We start from the raw sequence: 20,658 nt of genomic DNA on the forward strand, positions 1-20,658 counted from the left end.
CCGCAGGGCCCGCCCTCCCGGCGGACGACGGGAGTTTGACGACAGGACCTAGACCCCGTCGGCAAACCGCCATCCCGCGCCCGCAGCGGCCGACTCCCGAAAGGAACCCCTGATCACCGTGACGGCGATTCCGAGTTTCACCGGCGACGCGAACCCCTACGGAGGCGGTGACCCGTACGCGGACTACCGCACCGCCGACTTCCCCTTCACCCACTACGCCAACCTCGCCGACCGCCGGCTCGGCGCCGGTGTCATCGCCGCCAACGACGAGTTCTTCGCCCAGCGGGAGAACCTGCTGGTGCCCGAGCGGGCCGCGTTCGATCCCGAGCACTTCGGGCACAAGGGCAAGATCATGGACGGCTGGGAGACGCGCCGCCGCCGGGGCGCCTGCGCCGAGCATCCCTGGCCGACGGCGCAGGACCACGACTGGGCGCTGGTACGCCTCGGCGCGCCGGGTCTCGTCCGGGGCATCGTCGTCGACACGGCCCACTTCCGCGGCAACTACCCGCAGGCGGTGTCGATCGAGGGCACGTCGGTGCCAGGCTCTCCTTCCCCGGAGGAGCTCCTCGGGGACGACGTGAAGTGGACGACGCTGGTGCCGCGCACGGCGGTGGGCGGGCACGCGGCGAACGGTTTCGCCGTATCGGTCGAGCGGCGGTTCACGCACCTGCGCGTCAACCAGCACCCGGACGGCGGCATCGCCCGTCTGCGCGCGTACGGCGAGGTGGCCCCCGACCCGGCGTGGCTGGAGGTCCTCGGCACCTTCGACGTTGTCGCCCTGGAGAACGGCGGCCGGGTCGAGGACGCCTCGAACCTCTTCTACTCACCGGCGACGAACACCATTCAGCCGGGGCGGTCCCGCAAGATGGACGACGGCTGGGAGACGCGCCGCCGCCGCGACCGGGGCAACGACTGGATCCGCTACCGGCTGGTGGACCGTTCGCAGATCCGGGCGATCGAGATCGACACGGCGTATCTGAAGGGGAACGCGGCGGGCTGGGCGTCGGTCTCGGTCAAGGACGGCGAGGACGGCGAGTGGCGCGAGGTCCTCCCACGCACCCGTCTCCAGCCCGACACGAACCACCGCTTCGTCCTGCCCGCACCGGCCGTCGGCACGCACGCGCGCGTGGACATCTACCCGGACGGCGGGATCTCCCGGCTGCGCCTGTACGGCTCCCTGACGGAGGAGGGCGCGTCGCGTCTGGCGGCACGGCACCAGGAGCTGGGCGGCTGACGTGCTGTCCTGTTCGAGCGTCGCGCTTCCTCGATGCTGAAAGGCGACGGTGATCCACTCCTCGCCGTCCCCCGCCCGCCCAAGTTGGGGCGCGCCCGCCTGACGGCACCGGAGCGTCCCGCGCCCCTCCGGGCGGAGTGCCGCCAGGTCGGGCAGGGGCGCCGCCAGGCCGGGCAGGGGGTGCCGACGGCGAACGGACGACCGACCCGCAGGGCAGCAGGCACGCGCGACGTCGGTCGGTCGTCCGGAATTCGGCCGTCCGTGGAACTCTTCCGCCCGTCCGCAGCGTTCTCCCCGCGTGACTCTTCAGCAAGAAATCGTCGGCAACGCCATGCAGATGGCGGTCGTCAACGTGCGTCCCGGGCAGACCGTGTACTGCGAGGCGGGCAAGTTCCTCTTCAAGACCACGAACGTGACCATGGAGACCCGTCTCTCCGGCCCGTCGTCCAACGGCGGAGGCCAGCAGTCCCAGGGCGGCGCGGCGGGCGGCGGCATGGGCGGTTTCCTGCGCCAGGCCATGGGCACCGCCATGCAGGTCGGCCAGCGCGCGCTCGCGGGCGAGTCGCTGGCGTTCCAGTACTTCACGGCGCAGGGCGGTGAGGGCACCGTCGGCTTCGCGGGCGTGCTCCCCGGCGAGATGCGCGCGCTGGAGCTGGACGGCACGCGCGCGTGGTTCGCGGAGAAGGACGCCTTCGTGGCCGCCGAGTCGACCGTGGACTTCGGCATCGCCTTCCAGGGCGGCCGTACGGGCATGAGCGGCGGCGAGGGCTTCATCCTGGAGAAGTTCACCGGGCACGGGACCGTGATCATCGCCGGCGCGGGCAACTTCATCGACCTCAATCCCGCCGACTTCGGTGGCCGCGTAGAGGTCGACACCGGGTGCGTCGTCGCCTTCGAGGAGGGCATCGAGTACGGCGTCCAGCGCGTCGGCGGCCTCAACCGCCAGGGGATCATGAACATGGTCTTCGGCGGCGAGGGCCTGTCCCTGGCCACCCTGGAGGGCAACGGCCGGGTCATCCTCCAGTCCCTCACCATCGAGAGCCTCGCCAACGCCCTCAAGAAGGCGCAGGGCGGCGACAAGCAGGGGCCGACCGGAGGACTGTTCTCGACACACGCCGGGTGAGGCGATGAGCGGGGCGGCGGGAGCGTCCCGCACGGCGACGAGGACCTAGGCACCCTGACCTGGCGGGCCGCGCGCGGTACGGCTCGCGCGGTACGGCTGGGACGAGCTCCCGGAAACGTCTGGCCGGAGATCATCCGCGTAGGTACGGTGAGCGTTCCACGTGGGAGCCGCCGCCGTCTCCGCACATCCGACGGAGACCCGGAGAGCCGCTCCCATGTCCTCGATCGCCGTACCCGGCGCCCTCGCGCCCCGCCATGCCTGGCGCACCGACCTGCCCGTCCTGCTGGTGGCGGTGGTGTGGGGCGCGAGCTATCTCGCCGCCAAGGACATCACCACCCCGCGGACGGTGATCGCGGTGCTCGTCCTGCGCTTCGCCCTGGCGGTGCCGGTGCTGGTCGCCGCCGGGTGGCGCTCGCTGCGCGCCCTGACCGCCGCCCAGTGGCGTGGGGCCGGACTCCTGGGGGTGATCCTGAGCGGGATCTTCCTCCTGGAGACGTACGGTGTCGTCCACACCTCGGCGACCAACGCGGGCCTCATCATCAGCCTCACCATGATCTTCACACCGCTCGCCGAGGCCGCCGTGACCCGCACCCGGCCGTCGCGCGCCTTCCTCGGCGCGGCGGCCGTCTCCGTGCTCGGCGTGGTCCTGCTGACCCAGGGCGGCGGCTTCACCCGGCCCACGACCGGTGACCTCCTCATGCTCCTCGCTGCGCTCGCCCGCACCCTGCACGTCCTCGCCATGGCCCGCATCAGGGCCGTACAGGGCGCCGACGCGCTGCCGCTCACCACCGTTCAGCTCGGCACCGCGGTCGCGGTGTTCGCGGCCCTGGCGGCCGGTTCCGACACGACGCCGTGGGGGACGGCCGCGGGCTTCGGGGTGCGGGAGTGGGCCGGGCTGCTGTTCCTGTCCGCGTTCTGCACGGTCTTCGCCTTCTTCGTGCAGATGTGGGCCGTCCGGCGGACCTCGCCGTCCCGGGTCGGCCTGCTGCTCGGCACCGAGCCGCTGTGGGCCGCCGCGGCCGGCATCGCGCTCGGCGGCGACCGGCTCGGCGTGCTCGGCCTGGTGGGTGGCGCGCTGGTGCTGGTGGGGACGGCGTGGGGGCGGCGGGCGGCAGGTTAACTTCCTGAAAATTCAACGTACTTGACGGGAAAATCTCTGGAGTTGTCATTGACATGCCATGGTCTACGCGCGTCATCATGAGGCCATGAGATTCCCCCCACGCATCACTCGCATCGGCTCCGCAGCCGCTCTCCTGTCCGCCCTCCTCGTGGGTGGCACCGTCTCCGCCGGCACGGCGGACGCCGCCGCCACCTCCGTCGGCAGCATCTGCTACAGCGACCTGCCGTCCCAGGCCTATGACACGTTCGACCTGATCGCGTCGGACGGCCCCTTCCCGTACTCCCAGGACGGGAGCGTCTTCCAGAACCGCGAACGCGTCCTGCCCACACAGCGGACCGGCTACTACCACGAGTACACGGTCAAGACGCCCGGCTCCTCGACGCGCGGCGCCCGCCGCATCGTCACCGGCCAGAAGTACGAGGAGGACTACTACACCTCCGACCACTACGCGACGTTCGACCTGATCGACTTCGGCTGCTGAGCGAACGCGCGAACAGCCGGGGTCCGGTCCGCGTTCAGCCGGACCCCGGCCCCCGTCGCCCCGCGGCCTCCCCACATCGGCCGCGGGGCGAGCCGAGCCCGACGGAAGTGTCAGGCGGCCGTCTTACCGAAGTGTCAGTCGGCCGTGTCTGACGGAAGCGTGCGACGGAAGTGCCAGTCGGCTGTGTCTGACGGAAGCGTCTGACGGAAGTGCCAGTCGGCCGTGTCTGACGGAAGCGTGCGACGGAAGTGCCAGTCGGCTGTGTCCGACGGAAGTGTCGGACGGCCGCGTCTGACGGAAGCATCGGGCAGAAGCATCCGACGGCCGTGTCCAGCGGCCATGTCCGATACTGAACGGCCATGTCCGATACTGAAGTCCCGCGCCGCCCGGCGCGGCCGCGCCGAAAGTCTGCGGTGCCGCGACTTTGGTCGCGGATCACGGTCGCGGGGGAGGTGCCCCCGGCCGTCCGCGCATAGATTTGTCGACCGTGAGCGGAGACGAGCCGGTGCGTCCGGCGGTGGCGTACGGGCTTCCCCGGCGGCGATGGTTCCTGCCCTCCGCCGTCATCGCGGAGCTGGACCCCGAGGCGAGCGATGGCCGGCGGCGACCCCGGCGTACCGTGCGCGACTGGGCGGTGGACGTCGGATGCTTCCTGCTGGCCGTGGTCATCGCGTTCGGCGCCGGGGTCTCGGTGCACGGCGATACCCACATCCCGCGCGCCCTCGCGGTCGCCGACCTGGGGATCGGCGGGCTCGCCTGCGCGGCCGTCTGGCTGCGCCGCCGCTGGCCGCTAGGGCTCGCGGTGGTGATGCTCCCGGTGGGCCTGGTGTCCAACACCGCGGGCGGCGCGGGCATGATCGCCCTGTTCACCGTCGCAGTGCATCGCCCGTTCAAGTACGCCGCCTGGCTGAGCGGCGTCCAACTCGCGCTGCTCCCGCTGTTCTTCTGGCTGCGCCCGGACCCGGACATGCCCTACCTCGCCTCGGTCGCCGTCACCGCTCTGCTCACCGCCGCGGTCGTCGGCTGGGGCCTGTTCGTACGCTCCAAGCGGCAGCTCATGCTCAGCCTGCGGGACCGGGCACGCCGAGCCGAGACGGAGGCGGCGTTGCGGGCCGAGCAGGCCCAGCGGCTGGCCCGGGAGGCGATCGCGCGCGAGATGCACGACGTCCTGGCACACCGCCTGACGCTGCTGAGCGTCCACGCGGGCGCCCTGGAGTTCCGCCCGGACGCGCCCCAGGAGGAGGTGGCGCGGGCGGCCGGGGTGATCCGGGAGAGCGCGCACGAGGCACTTCAGGACCTGCGGGAGATCATCGGTGTGCTGCGGGCCGGCGACTCCGACGACGCCGGCCGCCCCCAGCCGACCCTGGCCGCGCTCGATTCCCTGGTCGCGGAGTCCCGCGAGGCCGGCATGAAGGTCGTCCTCGACCTCCGGGTCGCCGATCCCGCGGCCGTGCCCGCCTCCGTGGGCCGCACGGCGTACCGCATCGCCCAGGAGGGCCTGACGAACGCGCGCAAGCACGCCCCCGGAGCCGAGGTCACGGTGACGGTCACGAACGCGCCCGGCGACGGACTCACCGTCACCGTGCACAACCCCGTGCCACCGGGCGAGGTCCCGCACGTCCCGGGGTCGGGCCAGGGCCTCATCGGCCTCACCGAACGCGCGACCCTGGCCGGCGGCACCCTCGACCACGGCATCGAGGCCGACGGCGGCTTCCGGGTGCACGCACGACTGCCGTGGCCGGGCTGACCTGACGTCCGGCTCAGGTCAGCCGCATCGTGTGCCACGTCTCGTCCACGTCCGCCACATAGCGGTCGACCTCGACGAAACCGTGTCTGCGCGCGAACTCCAGCCCGTCCACGTTGGTGCCGAGCACGATCGTCTCGATCACCTCGGCGCCGAGCCCCCGCGCCCGCTCCAGGCCCCGCTCGTACAGCCGCCCGCCGAACCCCTGCCCGCGGTGGGCGGGCAGGATGCGCGCGATGACCATCGCCGTGGCCGAGTCGTCCTGTGGCGGACGCACCGTCGAACAGCCCACCAGTACGTCGCCCAGGTACACGACCTCCAGATGATGGCGCGTCACACGCTCGCGTACGTCGTCGAGGGAGAGCGGGTCCGCCGGGATGATCTCGTTGTGGACGTACCGCCAGTCCTCCAGTCGGGCGTCGTCGTACGGTTCTTCGAAGCGAAGGTTCGGCATCGCAGCAGGAAACCGGGCGTGTCCTTTGCCGTCAACCGAAATCGGCAGGGGACCACGGCCCTTCACATGCCGCTCTGGCCGGTACGCGGCACCACGCGCTGCGGGCCACCAGGTCGGCGGGCAGCGTCAGTTCGGCCGCGCCGAGGTTGTCGGTGAGCTGGTCCAGGCGGCGGGCGCCGAGGACGGGGTGCACCGCGGGGGAGCCGGCCATGGTCCACGCGAGGGCCACCTGCGCGGCGGACGCGCCGAGTTCGTCGGCGACCGACTGCACCGCCTCGGCCACGGCCCGCTCGCGCTCGCCGATCGCCTCGGCCGTCAGCCGGGTCGCGATGCCCGGTTCCACCCCGCCCGGCCGGCTGTACTTGCCGGACAGGATGCCGTTCTGCAGCGGACTCCAAGCCGCCACGGTCATCCCCAATGCCTCGGCCATGGGCAGCAGTTCACGCTCGACGTCCCGGTTGAGCAGGCTGTAGGGCACCTGGAGCGCGGAGAACGGCGTCCAGCCCCGCCATTCCGCCGGGGTGTTGGCCCGCGACACCACCCACGCAGGGGCGTCCGAGATGCCGGTGTACAGCACCTTCCCGGACCGTACGGCGTCGTCGAGCGCGCGCAGGGTCTCCTCGACCGGCGTATTGCGGTCCCAGATGTGCACCCAGTAGACGTCGGCGTAGTCGGTGCCGAGCGGGCGCAGACTCGTCTCCAGCGACAGCGTCGGGTCTTGCGGTGGTTGCCCGCGGCGTTCGGATCGGTGCCGTCGCGCGAGACGGTGTACTTCGTGGACAGGACGAACCGGTCGCGCCGCCCCTTGAGCAGTTCACCGACGATCGACTCGCTCTCCCCGCCCCGGTAGTTGATGGCGGTGTCGATCACATTGCCGCCGGCCTCCTCGTAGGCGCCGAGGATCCGCGCGCAGTCTTCCTTGGGTGCGCCGACCCCGCCCTGCTCGCCGAAGGTCATGGCGCCGAGGAACAGCTCGGAGACGCGCAGTCCGGTCCGGCCCAACAGTTTGTAACGCACGGCATTTTTCGTGGGTCGGTGTGATCGTGAGGGGCGGTTTCCGGTGCGGGCCGCCGCACTGTTGGCGTTCCGCCCCGAAACCGGCCCGGAGAGGGATCACTACCGTATGGGCATGACCGCGATCCGATTGCTCCTGGTCGACGACGACCCCCTCGTGCGGGCCGGACTGTCCTTCATGATGGGCGGTGCCGACGACATCGAGATCGTCGGCGAGGCCGCCGACGGCAACGAGGTCGAGGCTCTCGTCGACCGCACCCGGCCGGACGTCGTCCTCATGGACATCCGGATGCCGACCGTCGACGGGCTGACCGCCACCGAGCTGGTCCGCCGCCGCGCGGACGCGCCCGAGGTCGTGGTCCTCACCACCTTCCACGCCGACGAGCAGGTGCTGCGGGCTCTGCGCGCGGGCGCCGCCGGGTTCGTGCTCAAGGACACCCCGCCCGCCGAGATCCTGGACGCCGTACGGCGCGTCGCGGCCGGCGACCCGGTCCTTTCGCCCGCCGTGACCCGCCAGTTGATGGCGCACGCCGCCGGGACCGGGCCCGACAACCGGCGGGCCACCGCCCGCGGCCGGATCGCCGCCCTCAACGACCGCGAACGCGAGGTCGCCGTCGCCGTAGGCCGGGGAGCCTCCAACGCCGAGATCGCGGCCCGGCTGTTCATGAGCGTCGCCACGGTCAAGACGCACGTCTCCCGCACTCTCGCCAAGCTCGGCCTCAACAACCGTGTGCAGATCGCCCTGTTGACGTACGACGCGGGACTTCTGGAGGAGGACGGGGAGGGCGGGCACTGATCCGGGGCGCCGCCCGTTGGGGCGGTTGAGGGGGACGAGACCGCGCCCCGCAGGGCCACCTCGCCTTCGGGCACGGCATCCACTACTGCCTCGGCGCATCTCTGGCCCGCCTGGAGGCACGTACGGCCCTGCGCGCTCTGCTGGACCGCTGCCCGGACCTGTCCCTGGATGGTCCGCCGGGACCCTGGCTGCCGGGGATGCTCATGCGGGGAGTTCGGAGCCTGTCGGTGCGCTGGTAGGGGGCGTGCGGCTCGCCGGCCGGGTGCGGGTGCGGGGGCGCGGCATGGTGGCCGGGAGCACCGGCCCGGACCGGGCGGGCGGGTGAGGGTGCGGCGGTCCCAGCCTGGACCGGACCCGGTCCGAGCCTGGGCCGAGCCCGGTCTGAGCCCGGTCTGAGCCGGGTCTGAGCCCGATCCAAGCCCGGTCCGGGCCGGACCCGGTACGGCCCCGAGGGCCGCCGCCGCGGCCGGAACCCCGCCCCGGATCTGTCCCTCCGGCAGGGCTGGGTGCGCGGCGAGGTCCGGTGCGCGGATTCCCGTAGAACCCCACGCCCCACGCGCGGGGAACACCCTCACGACCCACGGCGCGCGGTGAGAGGCCCGGCCGGGTGTGGTCAGTCGCGGATGCCCGCGATCTCGCCGAGGTTCACCGGGCGGCGCTCGTGGCGGGAGAGCTCGCAGGCCTCGGCGATACGCAGGGCCTGGAGGGCCTCGCGGCCGTCGCACGGGTTGGCGCGCTCACCGAGCACGACCTCGACGAACGCGGCGACCTCGGCCTCGTACGCGGGCGCGAACCGCTCCAGGAAGCCGGTCCACGGCTTGTCCGCCGGAGGCGGTCCGGCCGATTCGGTCGAGGTGATCGGCGTACGGTCGTCCAGGCCGACCGCGACCGTGTCCAGCTCGCCCGCCAGCTCCATGCGGACGTCATAGCCCGCGCCGTTGGTGCGCGTCGCCGTCGCCGTGGCCAGCGTGCCGTCCGCCAGCGTGAGGACGACCGCCGCCGTGTCGACGTCGTTCGCCTCGCGGTACATCGCCCCGCCGGCGTCGGACCCGGTCGCGTACACCTCGACGACCTCCTGGCCGGTCACCCAGCGCAGGATGTCGAAGTCGTGCACGAGGCAGTCGCGGTAGATGCCGCCGGAGACCGGCAGATACGCGGCCGGCGGCGGCGCCTGGTCGGCCGTCATCGCGCGGACCGTGTGGAGCCGCCCGAGCCGGCCGGAGCGTACGGCTTCCCGCGCGGTTGCGTAGCCCTTGTCGAAGCGGCGCTGGAAGCCCATCTGCAGAACCGTTCCGGCGGCGTCGACCTCGGCGAGCGCGGACAGTGTGCCCGGCAGGTCGACGGCTATGGGCTTCTCGCAGAACACCGGGAGCCCGGAGCGTGCTGCCCGACCGATCAGTTCGGCGTGGGCCGAGGTCGCCGCCGTGATGACCACGGCGTCCACGCCCCAGGTGAAGATCTCGTCCACGCCGGGCGCCGCCGTCGCGCCGAGACCGTCCGCGAGCTCGTTGGCCCGGGCCGTGTCGACGTCGGTGATGATGAGCGAGCCGACCTCGCGGTGGCGGCTGAGCGTGGTCGCGTGGAACGTCCCGATACGACCCGCTCCGATGAGTCCGATGCGCATGGGAACAACCTGAGGGCGCACCCCCCGTTGTGTCAATGGATTGTCCGGACAACCGGACTACACAACTTCCCGTCAACAGGTGCCGGAGCTACGCTCGCCCCGTGCCGAAACCAGATGTGGATCCGACCGTCTCGCTCCAGCTCAGCGTCGACCGGAGCAGTCCGGTGCCGCTCTACTTCCAGTTGTCCCAGCAGCTGGAGGCCGCGATCGAGCACGGGGCGCTGACCCCGGGCAGCCTGCTGGGCAACGAGATCGAGCTGGCCGGACGGCTCGGCCTGTCCCGGCCCACCGTCCGTCAGGCCATCCAGTCCCTCGTCGACAAGGGCCTGCTCGTGCGCCGCCGCGGCGTCGGCACCCAGGTCGTGCACAGTCAGGTCAAGCGTCCGCTGGAGCTCAGCAGCCTGTACGACGACTTGGAGGCGGCTGGCCAGCGCCCCGCGACCCGAGTGCTCACGAACACCTTCGTGTCCGCCTCCGCCGAGGTCGCCGCCGCGCTCGGCGTGCCCGAGGGCATGGAGGTGCACCGCGTCGAGCGGCTGCGCCTGGCGCACGGCGAGCCGATGGCGTACCTGTGCAACTACCTGCCGGCCGGCCTCCTCGACCTGGAGACCGAGCAGCTGGAGGCGACCGGCCTCTACCGTCTGATGCGCGCCGCCGGTATCACCCTGCACAGCGCCCGGCAGTCCATCGGGGCCCGGGCGGCCACCCTCGTCGAGGGCGAACGGCTCGGCGAGCCCGAGGGTGCCCCGCTGCTCACCATGCAGCGCACGACCTTCGACGACACCGGTCGTGCCGTCGAGTTCGGCACTCACACCTACCGCGCCTCGCGCTACTCGTTCGAGTTTCAGCTGCTCGTACGCTCCTGAGGAAACCGGGGCGCGCACCGTGCCGCGCGCCGCGCCGCCCCCCAACAGGGCCCTGACCTGCGGCGTCGATCAACGGTCGGCGATACTTGGTAGTTCAAAGCAACTACGCATGAAGGGCACGGCTTCGTGGCACGGACTCGAACCTCGGCAACCATCGCGCTCCTAGCAGTGCTAGGAGTATTGCTGGTGGGGTGCAGCAGCCACGGCGGGAAGCGTGCCGAGGACGCCCGCGCGGTCGCCTCCGCCCAGGGCCGGGCCGCGGTGAACACGCCCCGCTGGACCTTCGCGATGATCACGCACTCCGGCGACGGTGACACCTTCTGGGACATCGTGCAGAGCGGCGCCAAGCAGGCCGCCGTCAAGGACAACATCGACTTCCTGTACTCGCACAGCGCCGAGGCCCAGCAGCAGGCGCAGCTCGTGGACGCCGCGGTCGACCAGAAGGTCGACGGCATCATCGTCACCCTCGCCAAGCCCGACGCGATGAAGGCCGCCGTCGCCCGCGCGGAGAAGGCCGGCATCCCGGTGGTCACGGTGAACTCCGGCTCCGCCGAGTCCAAGGCGTTCGGCGCGCTCACCCACATCGGCCAGGACGAGACGGTCGCCGGCGAGGCCGTCGGCGACGAGCTCGACGAGCGTGGCAGGAAGAAGGCCCTGTGCGTGCTGCACGAGCAGGGCAACGTGGGCCACGAACAGCGCTGCGCGGGCGTGAAGAAGACCTTCCACGGCACTGTGCAGAACCTCTACGTCAACGGCACCAACATGCCGGACGTGCAGTCCGCCATCGAGGCCAGGCTCCAGGCGGACCCGTCCATCGACACCGTGGTCACCCTTGGCGCTCCCTACGCCGACACCGCGGTGAAGGCCAGGTCCGACGCCGGCAGCCGGGCGGAGGTCGACACCTTCGACCTGAACGCGAAGGTGGCGGGCGAGCTGAAGGACGGCACCCTCGGCTTCGCCGTCGACCAGCAGCCCTACCTCCAGGGGTACGAGGCGGTCGACCAGCTCTGGCTCCACAAGTACAACGCCAATGACCTGGGCGGCGGCAAGCCGGTCCTCACCGGGCCGCAGATCGTCACCAAGGACCAGGCCGCGGCCCTTGAGGCGTTCACGAAGCGGGGAACGCGATGACCGTGACGGCCTCGGCGTCCACGCCGGAAAAGCAACCTCGAGAAAACCCTGAAAATCACCCGGAGACGCATCCGCGCAAGCAGGCGGACGAGCGGCTGCTGAGGACCTCGCCGCTGAAGCGGCTCCTCGGCCGGCCCGAGCTGGGCTCCGTGGTCGGAGCGCTCGCCGTCTTCCTGTTCTTCTCGATCGCCGCCGACAGCTTCCTGCGGGCCTCCAGCCTCAGCACGGTCCTGTACGCGGCCTCGACGATCGGCATCATGGCCGTTCCGGTCGCGCTGCTGATGATCGGCGGCGAGTTCGACCTCTCCGCCGGCGTCCTGGTGACGTCGTCGGCGCTGATCTCGTCCATGTTCAGCTACCGGATGACCGCGAACGTGTGGGTCGGCGTCGGTGTGTCCCTGCTGGTCACGCTGGCGATCGGCGCCTTCAACGGCTTCGTGCTGACCCGGACGAGACTGCCGAGCTTCATCGTCACGCTCGGTACGTTCCTGATGCTGACCGGTATGAACCTCGGCTTCACCAAGCTGATCAGCGACACCGTCTCCACCAAGTCGATCTCCGACATGGACGGCTTCTCCTCGGCCAGGGCAGTGTTCGCCTCCACGCTCACAATCGGCGATGTCGCCTTCAAGGTCACCATCCTGTGGTGGTGCGCCCTGGTCGCCCTCGCCTCCTGGATCCTGCTGCGCACCCGCTCCGGCAACTGGATCTTCGCGGTCGGCGGCAACAAGGACGCGGCCCGCGCCGTCGGCGTCCCGGTGCACAGGGTCAGGATCGGCCTCTACATGGGCGTCGCGCTCGGCGCCTGGATCTCCGGGCAGCACCTGCTGTTCTCGTACGACGTCGTGCAGTCCGGCGAGGGCGTCGGCAACGAGCTGATCTACATCATCGCCGCCGTCATCGGCGGCTGCCTGATCACTGGAGGCTACGGCTCAGCGGTCGGCTCGGCGGTGGGCGCGTTCATCTTCGGCATGACCAGCAAGGGCATCGTCTTCGCCCAGTGGAACCCCGACTGGTTCAAGTTCTTCCTCGGAGCGATGCTGCTCCTCGCGACCCTGCTCAACGCCTGGGTCCGCAAGCGTGCGGAGGCCACGACATGACGACGGATGTCACGGAGCGCACGGCGCTCGTCGATCTGGAGGACGTCGGCAAGCACTACGGCAACGTCCGCGCCCTCGACGGTGTGTCCCTGGAGGTTCACGCCGGGGAGATCACCTGCGTCCTCGGGGACAACGGCGCGGGCAAGTCGACCCTCATCAAGATCGTCGCGGGCCTTCACCAGCACGACGCGGGCACCTTCCGCATCGAGGGCGAGCAGATCCGCCTGTCCTCCCCGCGCCAGGCCCTGGACCGCGGGATCGCCACGGTCTACCAGGACCTCGCCGTGGTCCCGCTGATGCCCGTCTGGCGCAACTTCTTCCTCGGTTCCGAGCCGCGCAAGGGCGTGGGCCCCTTCAAGCGCATGGACGTCGACTTCATGCGGCGCACGACGCGCGAGGAACTCCTGCGCATGGGCATCGACCTGCGCGATGTCGACCAGCCCATCGGGACCCTCTCGGGCGGCGAACGCCAGTGTGTGGCGATCGCACGGGCTGTGTACTTCGGGGCAAAGGTGCTGGTCCTCGACGAGCCGACGGCGGCACTGGGCGTGAAGCAGTCGGGTGTGGTCCTCAAATATGTGGCGACCGCACGGGACGCGGGCCTGGGTGTGGTCTTGATCACCCATAATCCGCATCACGCATACCTGGTGGGTGACCGGTTCGTGCTGCTCAAGCGCGGCACGATGGTGGGCAGCCATACGCGGGACGAGATCACCCTGGAGGAGCTGACAAGCCAGATGGCAGGCGGCGACGAGCTGGAGGATCTCCGTCACGAGCTGGAACGCGACCTTGAAGGGCACGCCCGTTAGGAGCGCGCCCTTCAAGGGGCGCGGGGCTGTACCGATATGCGGCTCCGCCGCGATGGGGGTCCCCCCTGTTCATGGGGGTCCCCCCTGCTCGAGCGAAGCCGAGAGCTTGGGGGAGAAGCCGAGAGCTTGGGGGAGAAGCCGAGAACTTGGGGGAGCGACCGGCCGACGCGGACCCGCAGGGTCTCGACGGCCCGCAGCTCCCCCGGCCCGCTGCGGAGCGCCGTGGCTCCGCAGCGCTGGCACGACGGCCACGACGCACCCGCACCCGGCAGATGTCCCGTCCCCCAGCTCCCGCTCACCCTGCGGAGCAGCGCGCGGCGGCGTAGGGCAGAATCGGGCACGATGAGCACCTACCGCGACTTCACCCACCGCGGCTCCGCCCGGGCCACCGTCCTGCGGACCGTAGGCACGCGCGAGCGCCGTTCCCATCTGACGGCGCCACGCGTCCCCACGGTCGGCATCGACATCGGCGGTACGAAGGTGATGGCGGGCGTCGTCGACGCCGACGGCAACATCCTGGAGAAGGTCCGCACCGAGACGCCCGACAAGTCCAAGAGCCCCAAGGTCGTCGAGGACACCATCGTCGAGCTGGTCCTGGACCTCTCCGACCGGCACGACGTGCACGCCGTCGGCATCGGCGCGGCCGGCTGGGTGGACGCGGACCGCAACCGCGTCCTGTTCGCCCCGCACCTGTCCTGGCGCAACGAGCCCCTGCGCGACCGCCTCGCCGGGCGGCTCGCCGTCCCCGTCCTGGTCGACAACGACGCCAACGCGGCCGCCTGGGCCGAGTGGCGCTTCGGCGCCGGACGCGGCGAGGACCACCTCGTCATGATCACGCTCGGCACCGGCATCGGCGGCGCCATCCTGGAGGACGGCCAGGTCAAGCGCGGCAAGTTCGGTGTCGCCGGCGAGTTCGGGCATATGCAGGTCGTGCCCGGAGGCCACCGCTGCCCGTGCGGCAACCGCGGTTGCTGGGAGCAGTACAGCTCCGGCAACGCCCTGGTCCGCGAGGCCAAGGAACTGGCCGCCGCCGACTCTCCGGTGGCCTACGGGATCATCGAGCACGTCAAGGGCAACATCTCCGACATCAGCGGCCCGATGATCACCGAGCTGGCCCGCGAGGGCGACGCGATGTGCATCGAGCTGCTCCAGGACATCGGCCAGTGGCTCGGCGTCGGCATCGCGAACCTGGCGGCGGCCCTCGACCCGTCCTGCTTCGTGATCGGCGGCGGCGTCTCGGCCGCCGACGACCTGCTGATCGGCCCTGCCCGCGACGCCTTCAAGCGCCACCTCACCGGCCGCGGCTACCGTCCCGAGGCCCGCATCACCCGCGCCCAGCTCGGCCCCGAGGCCGGCATGGTCGGCGCCGCGGACCTCGCCCGGCTCGTCGCCCGCCGCTTCAGGCGCGCCAACCGACGCCGCGTGGAGCGGTACGAGCGCTACGAGCGGTACGCGGAGGCCCGCCGCACCACCAAGGGGACGTTGTGACGGCCGCGGCCTCGATACCGCGTCAGTCGTCACCGCCGGACGAGCCCCCGCGGCCCCCGGAGGGCCGGGGGCACATGATCCGCCGCCGGGCGCTCACCCTGCTGATCATCGTGCTGCTCATCGGCGTCCCCGCCGGATACCTGGTGATCTCCGCCAACCAGAGCCGCGACAGCGGCAAGGTCAAGGAGGCGAAGTACTCGGCGACCGGCCTCACGGCCGGCTGGCCCTCGCGCGTGCAGCGCCGCCTCTACCAGGTGCCGGTCCCGCACCCGGCGGCGCAGGTCGCGTACTACGAGACGAACAACTGGAAGACCAGCCGCCTCTATGTGCAGTTCCAGACCACGAACGCCGGCCTGGACGCGTTCCTGGAGGAACTGGGTGTCAGCCGGGCGCAGCTGAAGAAGGACGACATCGCCATCAGCGACCGTGACCAGAGCGTCACCGGCTGGAAGTTCTCGGGGCCCGGTTCCCGGCCCGCCCCCTATTTCGGGTTCGTCCACGAGCAGAAGAACCCGAAACCCACGCAGGACGTGGTCGTGAACACGTCCAACCCGACGTACCCCATGGTGTACGTCGTCTCGCGCACGGTTCCCTGACCGGGCGAACCCCGGCCCGGTCGCAGGGGCGCCGCCCCGGAGGCGGACCGGGCGACAAGAGGCGTCGGGGCCGATTGTCAGACCCCGCCCGTAGAGTCGAAGACGATCGATCCGACACACGGGCGGGAGGTGAACAGGGCGTATGAGCGACATGGCCGCGGTGGCCGAGCGCGGGGGGACGTCCGTCCCCGTACGCCTCGCGGCCGTCTTCCTGCCGGCGCCCCTCCCACGCGACGGGCGGGTCGCCTTCTGGGACCCGGAGGACGGACCGCTGCCCGCGACGGGGGAGGAGCACGCCGAGCTCACGGTGGTCCGACGGCACGGCTCCTCGGTCCGCCGCGGGAAGGCGCCCGCGCTGTCGCTGCCGATCGGCGAAGCGCTCCCCCTGCTCGTGCGCGCCCGCCGCGACCCCGCCGCCCACCCCGCCACCGTCTGCTGGGGCGCGGCAGCGCTGCACGCGCTGCGGCTCGTCGCGCGCGGGCGCCTGCTGCCCGGGCTCACCCCGGACGGATGCGACGCCTGGCGGGCCGGACCCCTGGAGCCGGACGACATCGCGCACCTCAGGGCGGTCGCCGCCGCCCTGCCCCACGAGGGCCACGCCGTCCCGCTCCCTGGCAAGGGCCCTCTCCTGCTGCCCGAGCCCGAGGCCCTCGTACGGTCCTTCCTGGACGCGGTCGCGGACACCCTGCCCCGCACCCCGGCCGCCCCCCACACCACGGGCCGCCCGTTCGCGGCGCGCGAGCCACAGCGTCTGCCGCACGCGCACGACTGGGCCGCGGAGGTCGCGGCGGGCATGGACGCGGGCGTACGGATCTCGCTGCGCCTGGACCTGTCGGCCTACCAGTTGTTCGACGACGGCGAGGGCGCCCGCCGCGCGGGCGCGGCCATCGTGCAGGTGCACAGCCTCGCCGACCCGACCCTCGTCGTCGACGCGGCCGCGCTGTGGGCCGGTGAGGCGGACGCGGCGTTCGGACCCCGCGCGCGCGTGGACGCGGCCCTGGCCGTCCGTCGCGCGGCCCGCGTCTGGCCGCCGCTGGACCGGCTCTCCGAGCAGGAGGTGCCCGACGTGCTGGCCCTGGCCGAGGACGAGCTGGGCGAGTTGCTGGGCATCGGGGCGACCCGGCTCACGGCGGCCGGAGTGGCGGTGCACTGGCCCCGGGACCTGGCGCAGGACCTGACCGCGACGGCGGTCGTACGACCCGCGCCCGGCTCGGCGACCGACGGCACGGGCTTCTTCGAGAGCGAGGAACTGCTGCGGTTCCGCTGGCAGCTGGCGCTCGGCGGCGAACCGCTCACCGAGGCCGAGATGGACGCCCTGGCGGAGGCCCACCGCCCGGTCGTCCGGCTGCGCGACCAGTGGGTGCTGGTCGACCCGGCGCTCGTCCGCAAGGCCCGTCAACGCGAGCTGGGCCTGCTGGACCCGGTCGACGCGCTGTCCGTGGCCCTCACCGGGACCGCCGAGGTCGACGGCGAGACGGTGGAGGCGGTGCCGGTCGGGGCGCTGGCCGCGCTTCGGGACCGGCTGACGGCGGGCGTCGCCCCGGTGGAGCCGCCCCCGGGCCTCGCCGCCCGGCTGCGGGACTACCAGCTGCGGGGCCTGGCCTGGCTGGACCTGATGACATCGCTCGGCCTCGGCGGCTGCCTCGCGGACGACATGGGGCTCGGCAAGACGGTCACCGTCATCGCCCTGCATCTGCGCCGGGCGCGCCGCGAGCCGACCCTGGTGGTCTGCCCGGCGTCGCTGCTGGGCAACTGGCAGCGGGAGATCACCCGGTTCGCCCCCGGAGTGCCGGTCCGCCGCTTCCACGGCCCGGAGCGCACCCTGGACGACCTCGACGGCGGCTTCGTGCTCACCACGTACGGGACGATGCGGACGGCGGCGCCGCGGCTGGCCGAACAGACCTGGGGCATGGTCGTCGCGGACGAGGCACAGCACGTCAAGAACCCGTACTCGGCGACGGCGAAGGCCCTGCGCACCCTCCCGTCCCCCGCGCGCGTGGCCCTCACCGGCACCCCCGTGGAGAACAACCTCTCCGAACTGTGGGCACTGCTCGACTGGACGACCCCCGGCCTGCTCGGCCCGCTCAAGTCCTTCCGCGCCCGGCACGCGCGCGCGGTGGAGAACGGTGAGGACGACCAAGCGGTGGAGCGGCTGGCCCGATTGGTCCGTCCGTTCCTCCTGCGCCGCAAGAAGTCCGACCCGGGCATCGTCCCCGAGCTCCCGCCGAAGACGGAGACGGACCACCCGGTGCCGCTCACCCGCGAGCAGGCCGCGCTGTACGAGGCGGTCGTCCGGGAGTCGATGCTGGCGATCGAGACGGCGGACGGCATCGCCCGCCGGGGCCTGGTCCTCAAGCTCCTCGGCTCGCTCAAGCAGATCTGCGATCACCCGGCTCTGTATTTGAAGGAGGACGCGCGGACGGCAGCGGCCCTCACCGCCCGTTCCGGCAAACTCGCCCTGCTGGACGAGCTGTTGGACACGCTGCTCTCGGAGGACGGCTCGGCGCTGGTCTTCACGCAGTACGTGGGCATGGCCCGCCTGATCACCACGCACCTGGCCTCCCGGGCGGTCCCCGTCGAGCTGCTGCACGGGGGGACGCCGGTGCCCGACCGCGAGCGGATGGTGGACCGCTTCCAGAGTGGTGCGACCCCGGTCCTGGTGCTGTCCCTCAAGGCGGCGGGCACCGGCCTCAACCTGACGCGCGCGGGCCATGTCATCCACTTCGACCGCTGGTGGAACCCCGCGGTGGAGGAGCAGGCCACGGACCGCGCGTACCGCATCGGCCAGACCCAGCCGGTCCAGGTCCACCGCCTGATCACCGAGGGCACGGTCGAGGACCGCATCGCCGAGATGCTGGCGTCCAAACGGGCGCTGGCCGACGCGATCCTGGGCTCCGGCGAGTCGGCCCTGACGGAACTGACCGACCGGGAGCTGTCGGACCTGGTGTCGCTGAGGAGGACCGAGTGAACGGCACTGGGGACGAGCGGCCCGGGGCGCGGGAGGACGCGCGTCCCGCCGACGCGGCGCGGCGTGCGCTGAGGGCCGCGCGGGAGGGCGAGCGGGTCGGCGGTGAGGACGGGGGTGGGGCGCCTCGGGCCGACGGCGCAGGCGTCACCGTGCCGGAAAGCGGCGTGCAGCCGGCGACCCGCCCCGGGGACGCGGCCCGCGAGGCGTTGCGAAGGGCGAACGCGGAACGCCGCAGTGGCGAGGGGACCGTGGCGGGTGCCGTGCCGCCGACGGAGTCAAAAGAGGCGTACCCGTCCGTCGCGGGGAATGCAGGCGCGGCCTACGGTCCGGCTTCTGGTCCGGCCTCCGGTCCGGGCGGGGAGAGCACACCGGCCGTACGCCCCGGTGACGCCGCGCGCAAGGCGTTGCACGCGGCGCGGGAGGAAGTGGAACGGCAGCGAACGGAGGCCGAAGGAAAGGCGGCCGGGGAACCGCGCCCGTCCGGCGCGTCGCAGCGGTCCGGCACCCGGGAGTCGACCGGCGTCGGTGGCCGCCGCGACCTGCACATCCGTACCCCTGCGCGCGGCGGCCGGGTCCGGGACGTGCGGGAAGTCCTCGCCGGCGCCTTCGGGCTGCCGGAGCCGGTGGCACCGCGGGGCGCGGTCGCGACTACCGCGCGGCACGACGGCGAGGAGGCCGCACGGGACGTGGGACGCGAGCGGGAGCAGCCCGAGCCCCCGCGATCCCCGCGCGAGCTGCCCCTGGCCACGCCCCGTTACCCGGGCTCCATGGCGGCCCCGGGCCGGGACGGCGAGTTGCGGCGCACGTTCGCCGCGCTCCCCGCACGACCGGCGGACCGGGCCGACCGGTTCGCCGAGACATGGTGGGGCAACGCCTGGGTCACCGCGCTGGAAGAGGGGGCCCTCGACGCGGCGCGGCTCGCGCGCGGGAGGACATACGCGGGGCGGGGGAACGTGGACGCCATCACGGTCACGCCCGGGCTCGTGCTGGCGTACGTCCAGGGAAGCCGTCCCCGCCCCTATCGCGTACAGGTGCGGTTGCGGACGTTCGCCGACGACGAGTGGGACCGCCTCCTGGACGCCGCCGCCGAGCGGCCCGGGGACATCGCCGCGCTGCTGGACAAGGAGGTGCCGCAGACCCTCGCCGAGTGCGGCGTCCGGCTGCTTCCCGGCCCGGGCGATCTCGAACCGCACTGCAGCTGCCCCGACTTCGGCCACCCCTGCAAGCACGCCGCCGCCGTCTGCTACCAGACCGCGCGCCTGCTCGACCGGGACCCCTTCGTCCTGCTTCTGCTGCGCGGCCGGGGCGAACGCGAGCTGCTCGACGCCCTGTCCCGGCGCAACGCGGCGCGCGCGGCCAGGGCCGCCCAGGAAAAGGAGCCCGCACCGGTTCCCGGTATACGCGCCCGCGACGCCATGGCCCGGGACGCGCTGCCGCCGCTCCCGGCCCCGCTGCCGCCGCCCGCTCACCCCGAGCAGCCGCCGGTCTATCCGGGGACTCCGGGTGGTCCGGACCCGTTCGCGCTGGACCAGCTGGCCACGGACGCGGCCGGCCGCGCGCACGCCCTGCTGACCACCGGGCACGATCCGGTCGCCGAGCTGACGCTGTGGCAGGACGCGGTACGGCTCGCCGCGGCCCGCCCCGGTTCGGGTCTCACCGCGACGACCCGGGCGCTCTACTCCGCGCTGGCCGACGCCACCGGGCGGACCCCGGCCGACCTGGCGCGCGGCGTCGTCGCATGGCGGCAGGGCGGGCGGGAGGCGCTCGCCGTACTGGAGGAGCCCTGGGACCCGCCGGCGGGCCGCTTCGACCGCGCCCGCCCGCTGCTGCTGGCCGCGGACCTGCCCGCGTTCCGCCCGTGGCGCAATCGCCTCACCCACCCGGACGGCCACGCCCAACTCCGCCTGGGCCGGGACGGCCTCTGGTACGCGTACGAGTCGGAACCGGGCCGCGAGGACTGGTGGCCCCGGGGCACCCCGGACCTGGACCCGGTGGGCGCGTTGACGGGCCTGGAGGCGCCGGGGGAGGGGTGACCACCCCCAGAGCCGACGGGCCCCGGCCACCGCCCCGGGCCTCGTCGAACAGACTCGCGTGCGCAGGTGGTCGACTG

16 protein-coding genes and 2 pseudogenes are annotated in these 20,658 nt (G+C 72.5%); 15 read left to right on the forward strand and 3 right to left on the reverse strand.

All coding sequences use genetic code 11. The annotated features are described in order from the left end of the window. Positions 1 to 118: 118 nt before the first annotated feature. From alc to Q2K21_RS11905, 5 genes are all read left to right on the forward strand, one after another. Positions 119 to 1,234: an allantoicase gene (gene alc / locus Q2K21_RS11885; protein WP_310769742.1), complete on the forward strand. Its 1,116-nt coding sequence runs from the start codon at positions 119 to 121 to the stop codon at positions 1,232 to 1,234. 298 nt (positions 1,235 to 1,532) lie between these two features. Then, positions 1,533 to 2,357 (forward strand): AIM24 family protein, encoded by an 825-nt coding sequence (locus tag Q2K21_RS11890; protein ID WP_310769744.1) that lies wholly within the window; start codon positions 1,533 to 1,535, stop codon positions 2,355 to 2,357. 214 nt (positions 2,358 to 2,571) lie between these two features. Next, the gene (locus tag Q2K21_RS11895; protein WP_310769746.1) at positions 2,572 to 3,477 is read left to right on the forward strand and encodes a DMT family transporter; all 906 of its coding nucleotides are present in this window, start codon (positions 2,572 to 2,574) and stop codon (positions 3,475 to 3,477) included. Positions 3,478 to 3,562: 85 nt separating this feature from the next. Continuing rightward, positions 3,563 to 3,958 carry a guanyl-specific ribonuclease gene (locus Q2K21_RS11900; RefSeq protein ID WP_310769748.1) on the forward strand — a complete coding sequence of 132 codons (396 nt, stop codon included), beginning with the start codon at positions 3,563 to 3,565 and terminating at the stop codon, positions 3,956 to 3,958. A gap of 478 nt (positions 3,959 to 4,436) precedes the next feature. Beyond that, positions 4,437 to 5,705 carry a sensor histidine kinase gene (locus Q2K21_RS11905; RefSeq protein WP_310769750.1) on the forward strand — a complete coding sequence of 423 codons (1,269 nt, stop codon included), beginning with the start codon at positions 4,437 to 4,439 and terminating at the stop codon, positions 5,703 to 5,705. Positions 5,706 to 5,718: 13 nt separating this feature from the next. On the opposite strand, the gene Q2K21_RS11910 is transcribed toward Q2K21_RS11905, so the two are convergent. Both Q2K21_RS11910 and Q2K21_RS11915 read right to left on the reverse strand, forming a co-directional pair. Then, positions 5,719 to 6,156 carry a GNAT family N-acetyltransferase gene (locus Q2K21_RS11910; protein ID WP_310769752.1) on the reverse strand — a complete coding sequence of 146 codons (438 nt, stop codon included), beginning with the start codon at positions 6,154 to 6,156 and terminating at the stop codon, positions 5,719 to 5,721. 100 nt (positions 6,157 to 6,256) lie between these two features. Continuing rightward, positions 6,257 to 7,173: pseudogene (locus Q2K21_RS11915) on the reverse strand (aldo/keto reductase); the annotation flags it as partial. Between the two features lie 112 nt (positions 7,174 to 7,285). On the opposite strand from Q2K21_RS11915, the gene Q2K21_RS11920 reads away from it, so the two are divergent. Both Q2K21_RS11920 and Q2K21_RS11925 read left to right on the forward strand, forming a co-directional pair. Further along, positions 7,286 to 7,966 carry a response regulator transcription factor gene (locus Q2K21_RS11920; RefSeq protein ID WP_310769754.1) on the forward strand — a complete coding sequence of 227 codons (681 nt, stop codon included), beginning with the start codon at positions 7,286 to 7,288 and terminating at the stop codon, positions 7,964 to 7,966. 41 nt (positions 7,967 to 8,007) lie between these two features. Beyond that, positions 8,008 to 8,205: pseudogene (locus tag Q2K21_RS11925) on the forward strand (cytochrome P450); the annotation flags it as partial. A 374-nt stretch (positions 8,206 to 8,579) separates the two neighbouring features. On the opposite strand, the gene Q2K21_RS11930 reads toward Q2K21_RS11925, so the two are convergent. Then, positions 8,580 to 9,590 carry a Gfo/Idh/MocA family protein gene (locus tag Q2K21_RS11930; RefSeq protein WP_310769756.1) on the reverse strand — a complete coding sequence of 337 codons (1,011 nt, stop codon included), beginning with the start codon at positions 9,588 to 9,590 and terminating at the stop codon, positions 8,580 to 8,582. Positions 9,591 to 9,706: 116 nt separating this feature from the next. Between Q2K21_RS11930 and Q2K21_RS11935 the strand changes: the two genes are divergently transcribed. The 8 genes from Q2K21_RS11935 to Q2K21_RS11970 all read left to right on the forward strand — a co-directional run bounded on the left by Q2K21_RS11935 (position 9,707) and on the right by Q2K21_RS11970 (position 20,581). Next, complete coding sequence (locus Q2K21_RS11935) at positions 9,707 to 10,456, forward strand: GntR family transcriptional regulator (RefSeq protein WP_310780880.1); 750 nt, start codon at positions 9,707 to 9,709, stop codon at positions 10,454 to 10,456. A 126-nt stretch (positions 10,457 to 10,582) separates the two neighbouring features. Continuing rightward, a complete protein-coding gene (locus Q2K21_RS11940) occupies positions 10,583 to 11,587 on the forward strand; it encodes a sugar ABC transporter substrate-binding protein (RefSeq protein ID WP_310769758.1) in 1,005 nt (334 codons plus the stop codon). Then, positions 11,584 to 12,687 carry an ABC transporter permease gene (locus tag Q2K21_RS11945; RefSeq protein ID WP_386275967.1) on the forward strand — a complete coding sequence of 368 codons (1,104 nt, stop codon included), beginning with the start codon at positions 11,584 to 11,586 and terminating at the stop codon, positions 12,685 to 12,687. Before Q2K21_RS11940 ends, Q2K21_RS11945 begins: the two co-directional genes overlap by 4 nt. Next, complete coding sequence (locus tag Q2K21_RS11950; protein WP_310769760.1) at positions 12,684 to 13,496, forward strand: ATP-binding cassette domain-containing protein; 813 nt, start codon at positions 12,684 to 12,686, stop codon at positions 13,494 to 13,496. The genes Q2K21_RS11945 and Q2K21_RS11950 overlap by 4 nt, the downstream gene beginning before the upstream one ends. A gap of 342 nt (positions 13,497 to 13,838) precedes the next feature. Beyond that, positions 13,839 to 14,984 (forward strand): ROK family glucokinase, encoded by a 1,146-nt coding sequence (locus tag Q2K21_RS11955; RefSeq protein WP_310769762.1) that lies wholly within the window; start codon positions 13,839 to 13,841, stop codon positions 14,982 to 14,984. A 74-nt stretch (positions 14,985 to 15,058) separates the two neighbouring features. Further along, the gene (locus Q2K21_RS11960; RefSeq protein WP_310769765.1) at positions 15,059 to 15,580 is read left to right on the forward strand and encodes a sugar kinase; all 522 of its coding nucleotides are present in this window, start codon (positions 15,059 to 15,061) and stop codon (positions 15,578 to 15,580) included. A gap of 142 nt (positions 15,581 to 15,722) precedes the next feature. Further along, the gene (locus tag Q2K21_RS11965) at positions 15,723 to 18,548 is read left to right on the forward strand and encodes a DEAD/DEAH box helicase (protein WP_310769767.1); all 2,826 of its coding nucleotides are present in this window, start codon (positions 15,723 to 15,725) and stop codon (positions 18,546 to 18,548) included. Further along, positions 18,545 to 20,581 (forward strand): SWIM zinc finger family protein, encoded by a 2,037-nt coding sequence (locus Q2K21_RS11970; RefSeq protein WP_310769769.1) that lies wholly within the window; start codon positions 18,545 to 18,547, stop codon positions 20,579 to 20,581. Before Q2K21_RS11965 ends, Q2K21_RS11970 begins: the two co-directional genes overlap by 4 nt. Positions 20,582 to 20,658 lie beyond the last annotated feature (77 nt).

Source organism: Streptomyces sp. CGMCC 4.7035, from assembly GCF_031583065.1.
GTDB classification, from domain to species: Bacteria; Actinomycetota; Actinomycetes; order Streptomycetales; family Streptomycetaceae; genus Streptomyces; species Streptomyces yaanensis.

What these genes read in the sequence shown, in the direction of transcription:
- Q2K21_RS11895 (WP_310769746.1), top strand. Translation starts at nt 2,572, where the DNA reads ATGTCCTCGATCGCCGTACCCGGCGCCCTCGCGCCCCGCCATGCCTGG.
- Q2K21_RS11900 (WP_310769748.1), top strand. Translation starts at nt 3,563, where the DNA reads ATGAGATTCCCCCCACGCATCACTCGCATCGGCTCCGCAGCCGCTCTC.
- Q2K21_RS11910 (WP_310769752.1), bottom strand. Translation starts at nt 6,156, where the DNA reads ATGCCGAACCTTCGCTTCGAAGAACCGTACGACGACGCCCGACTGGAG.
- Q2K21_RS11920 (WP_310769754.1), top strand. Translation starts at nt 7,286, where the DNA reads ATGACCGCGATCCGATTGCTCCTGGTCGACGACGACCCCCTCGTGCGG.
- Q2K21_RS11930 (WP_310769756.1), bottom strand. Translation starts at nt 9,590, where the DNA reads ATGCGCATCGGACTCATCGGAGCGGGTCGTATCGGGACGTTCCACGCG.
- Q2K21_RS11945 (WP_386275967.1), top strand. Translation starts at nt 11,584, where the DNA reads ATGACCGTGACGGCCTCGGCGTCCACGCCGGAAAAGCAACCTCGAGAA.
- Q2K21_RS11950 (WP_310769760.1), top strand. Translation starts at nt 12,684, where the DNA reads ATGACGACGGATGTCACGGAGCGCACGGCGCTCGTCGATCTGGAGGAC.
- Q2K21_RS11955 (WP_310769762.1), top strand. Translation starts at nt 13,839, where the DNA reads ATGAGCACCTACCGCGACTTCACCCACCGCGGCTCCGCCCGGGCCACC.
- Q2K21_RS11960 (WP_310769765.1), top strand. Translation starts at nt 15,059, where the DNA reads ATGATCCGCCGCCGGGCGCTCACCCTGCTGATCATCGTGCTGCTCATC.
- Q2K21_RS11965 (WP_310769767.1), top strand. Translation starts at nt 15,723, where the DNA reads ATGAGCGACATGGCCGCGGTGGCCGAGCGCGGGGGGACGTCCGTCCCC.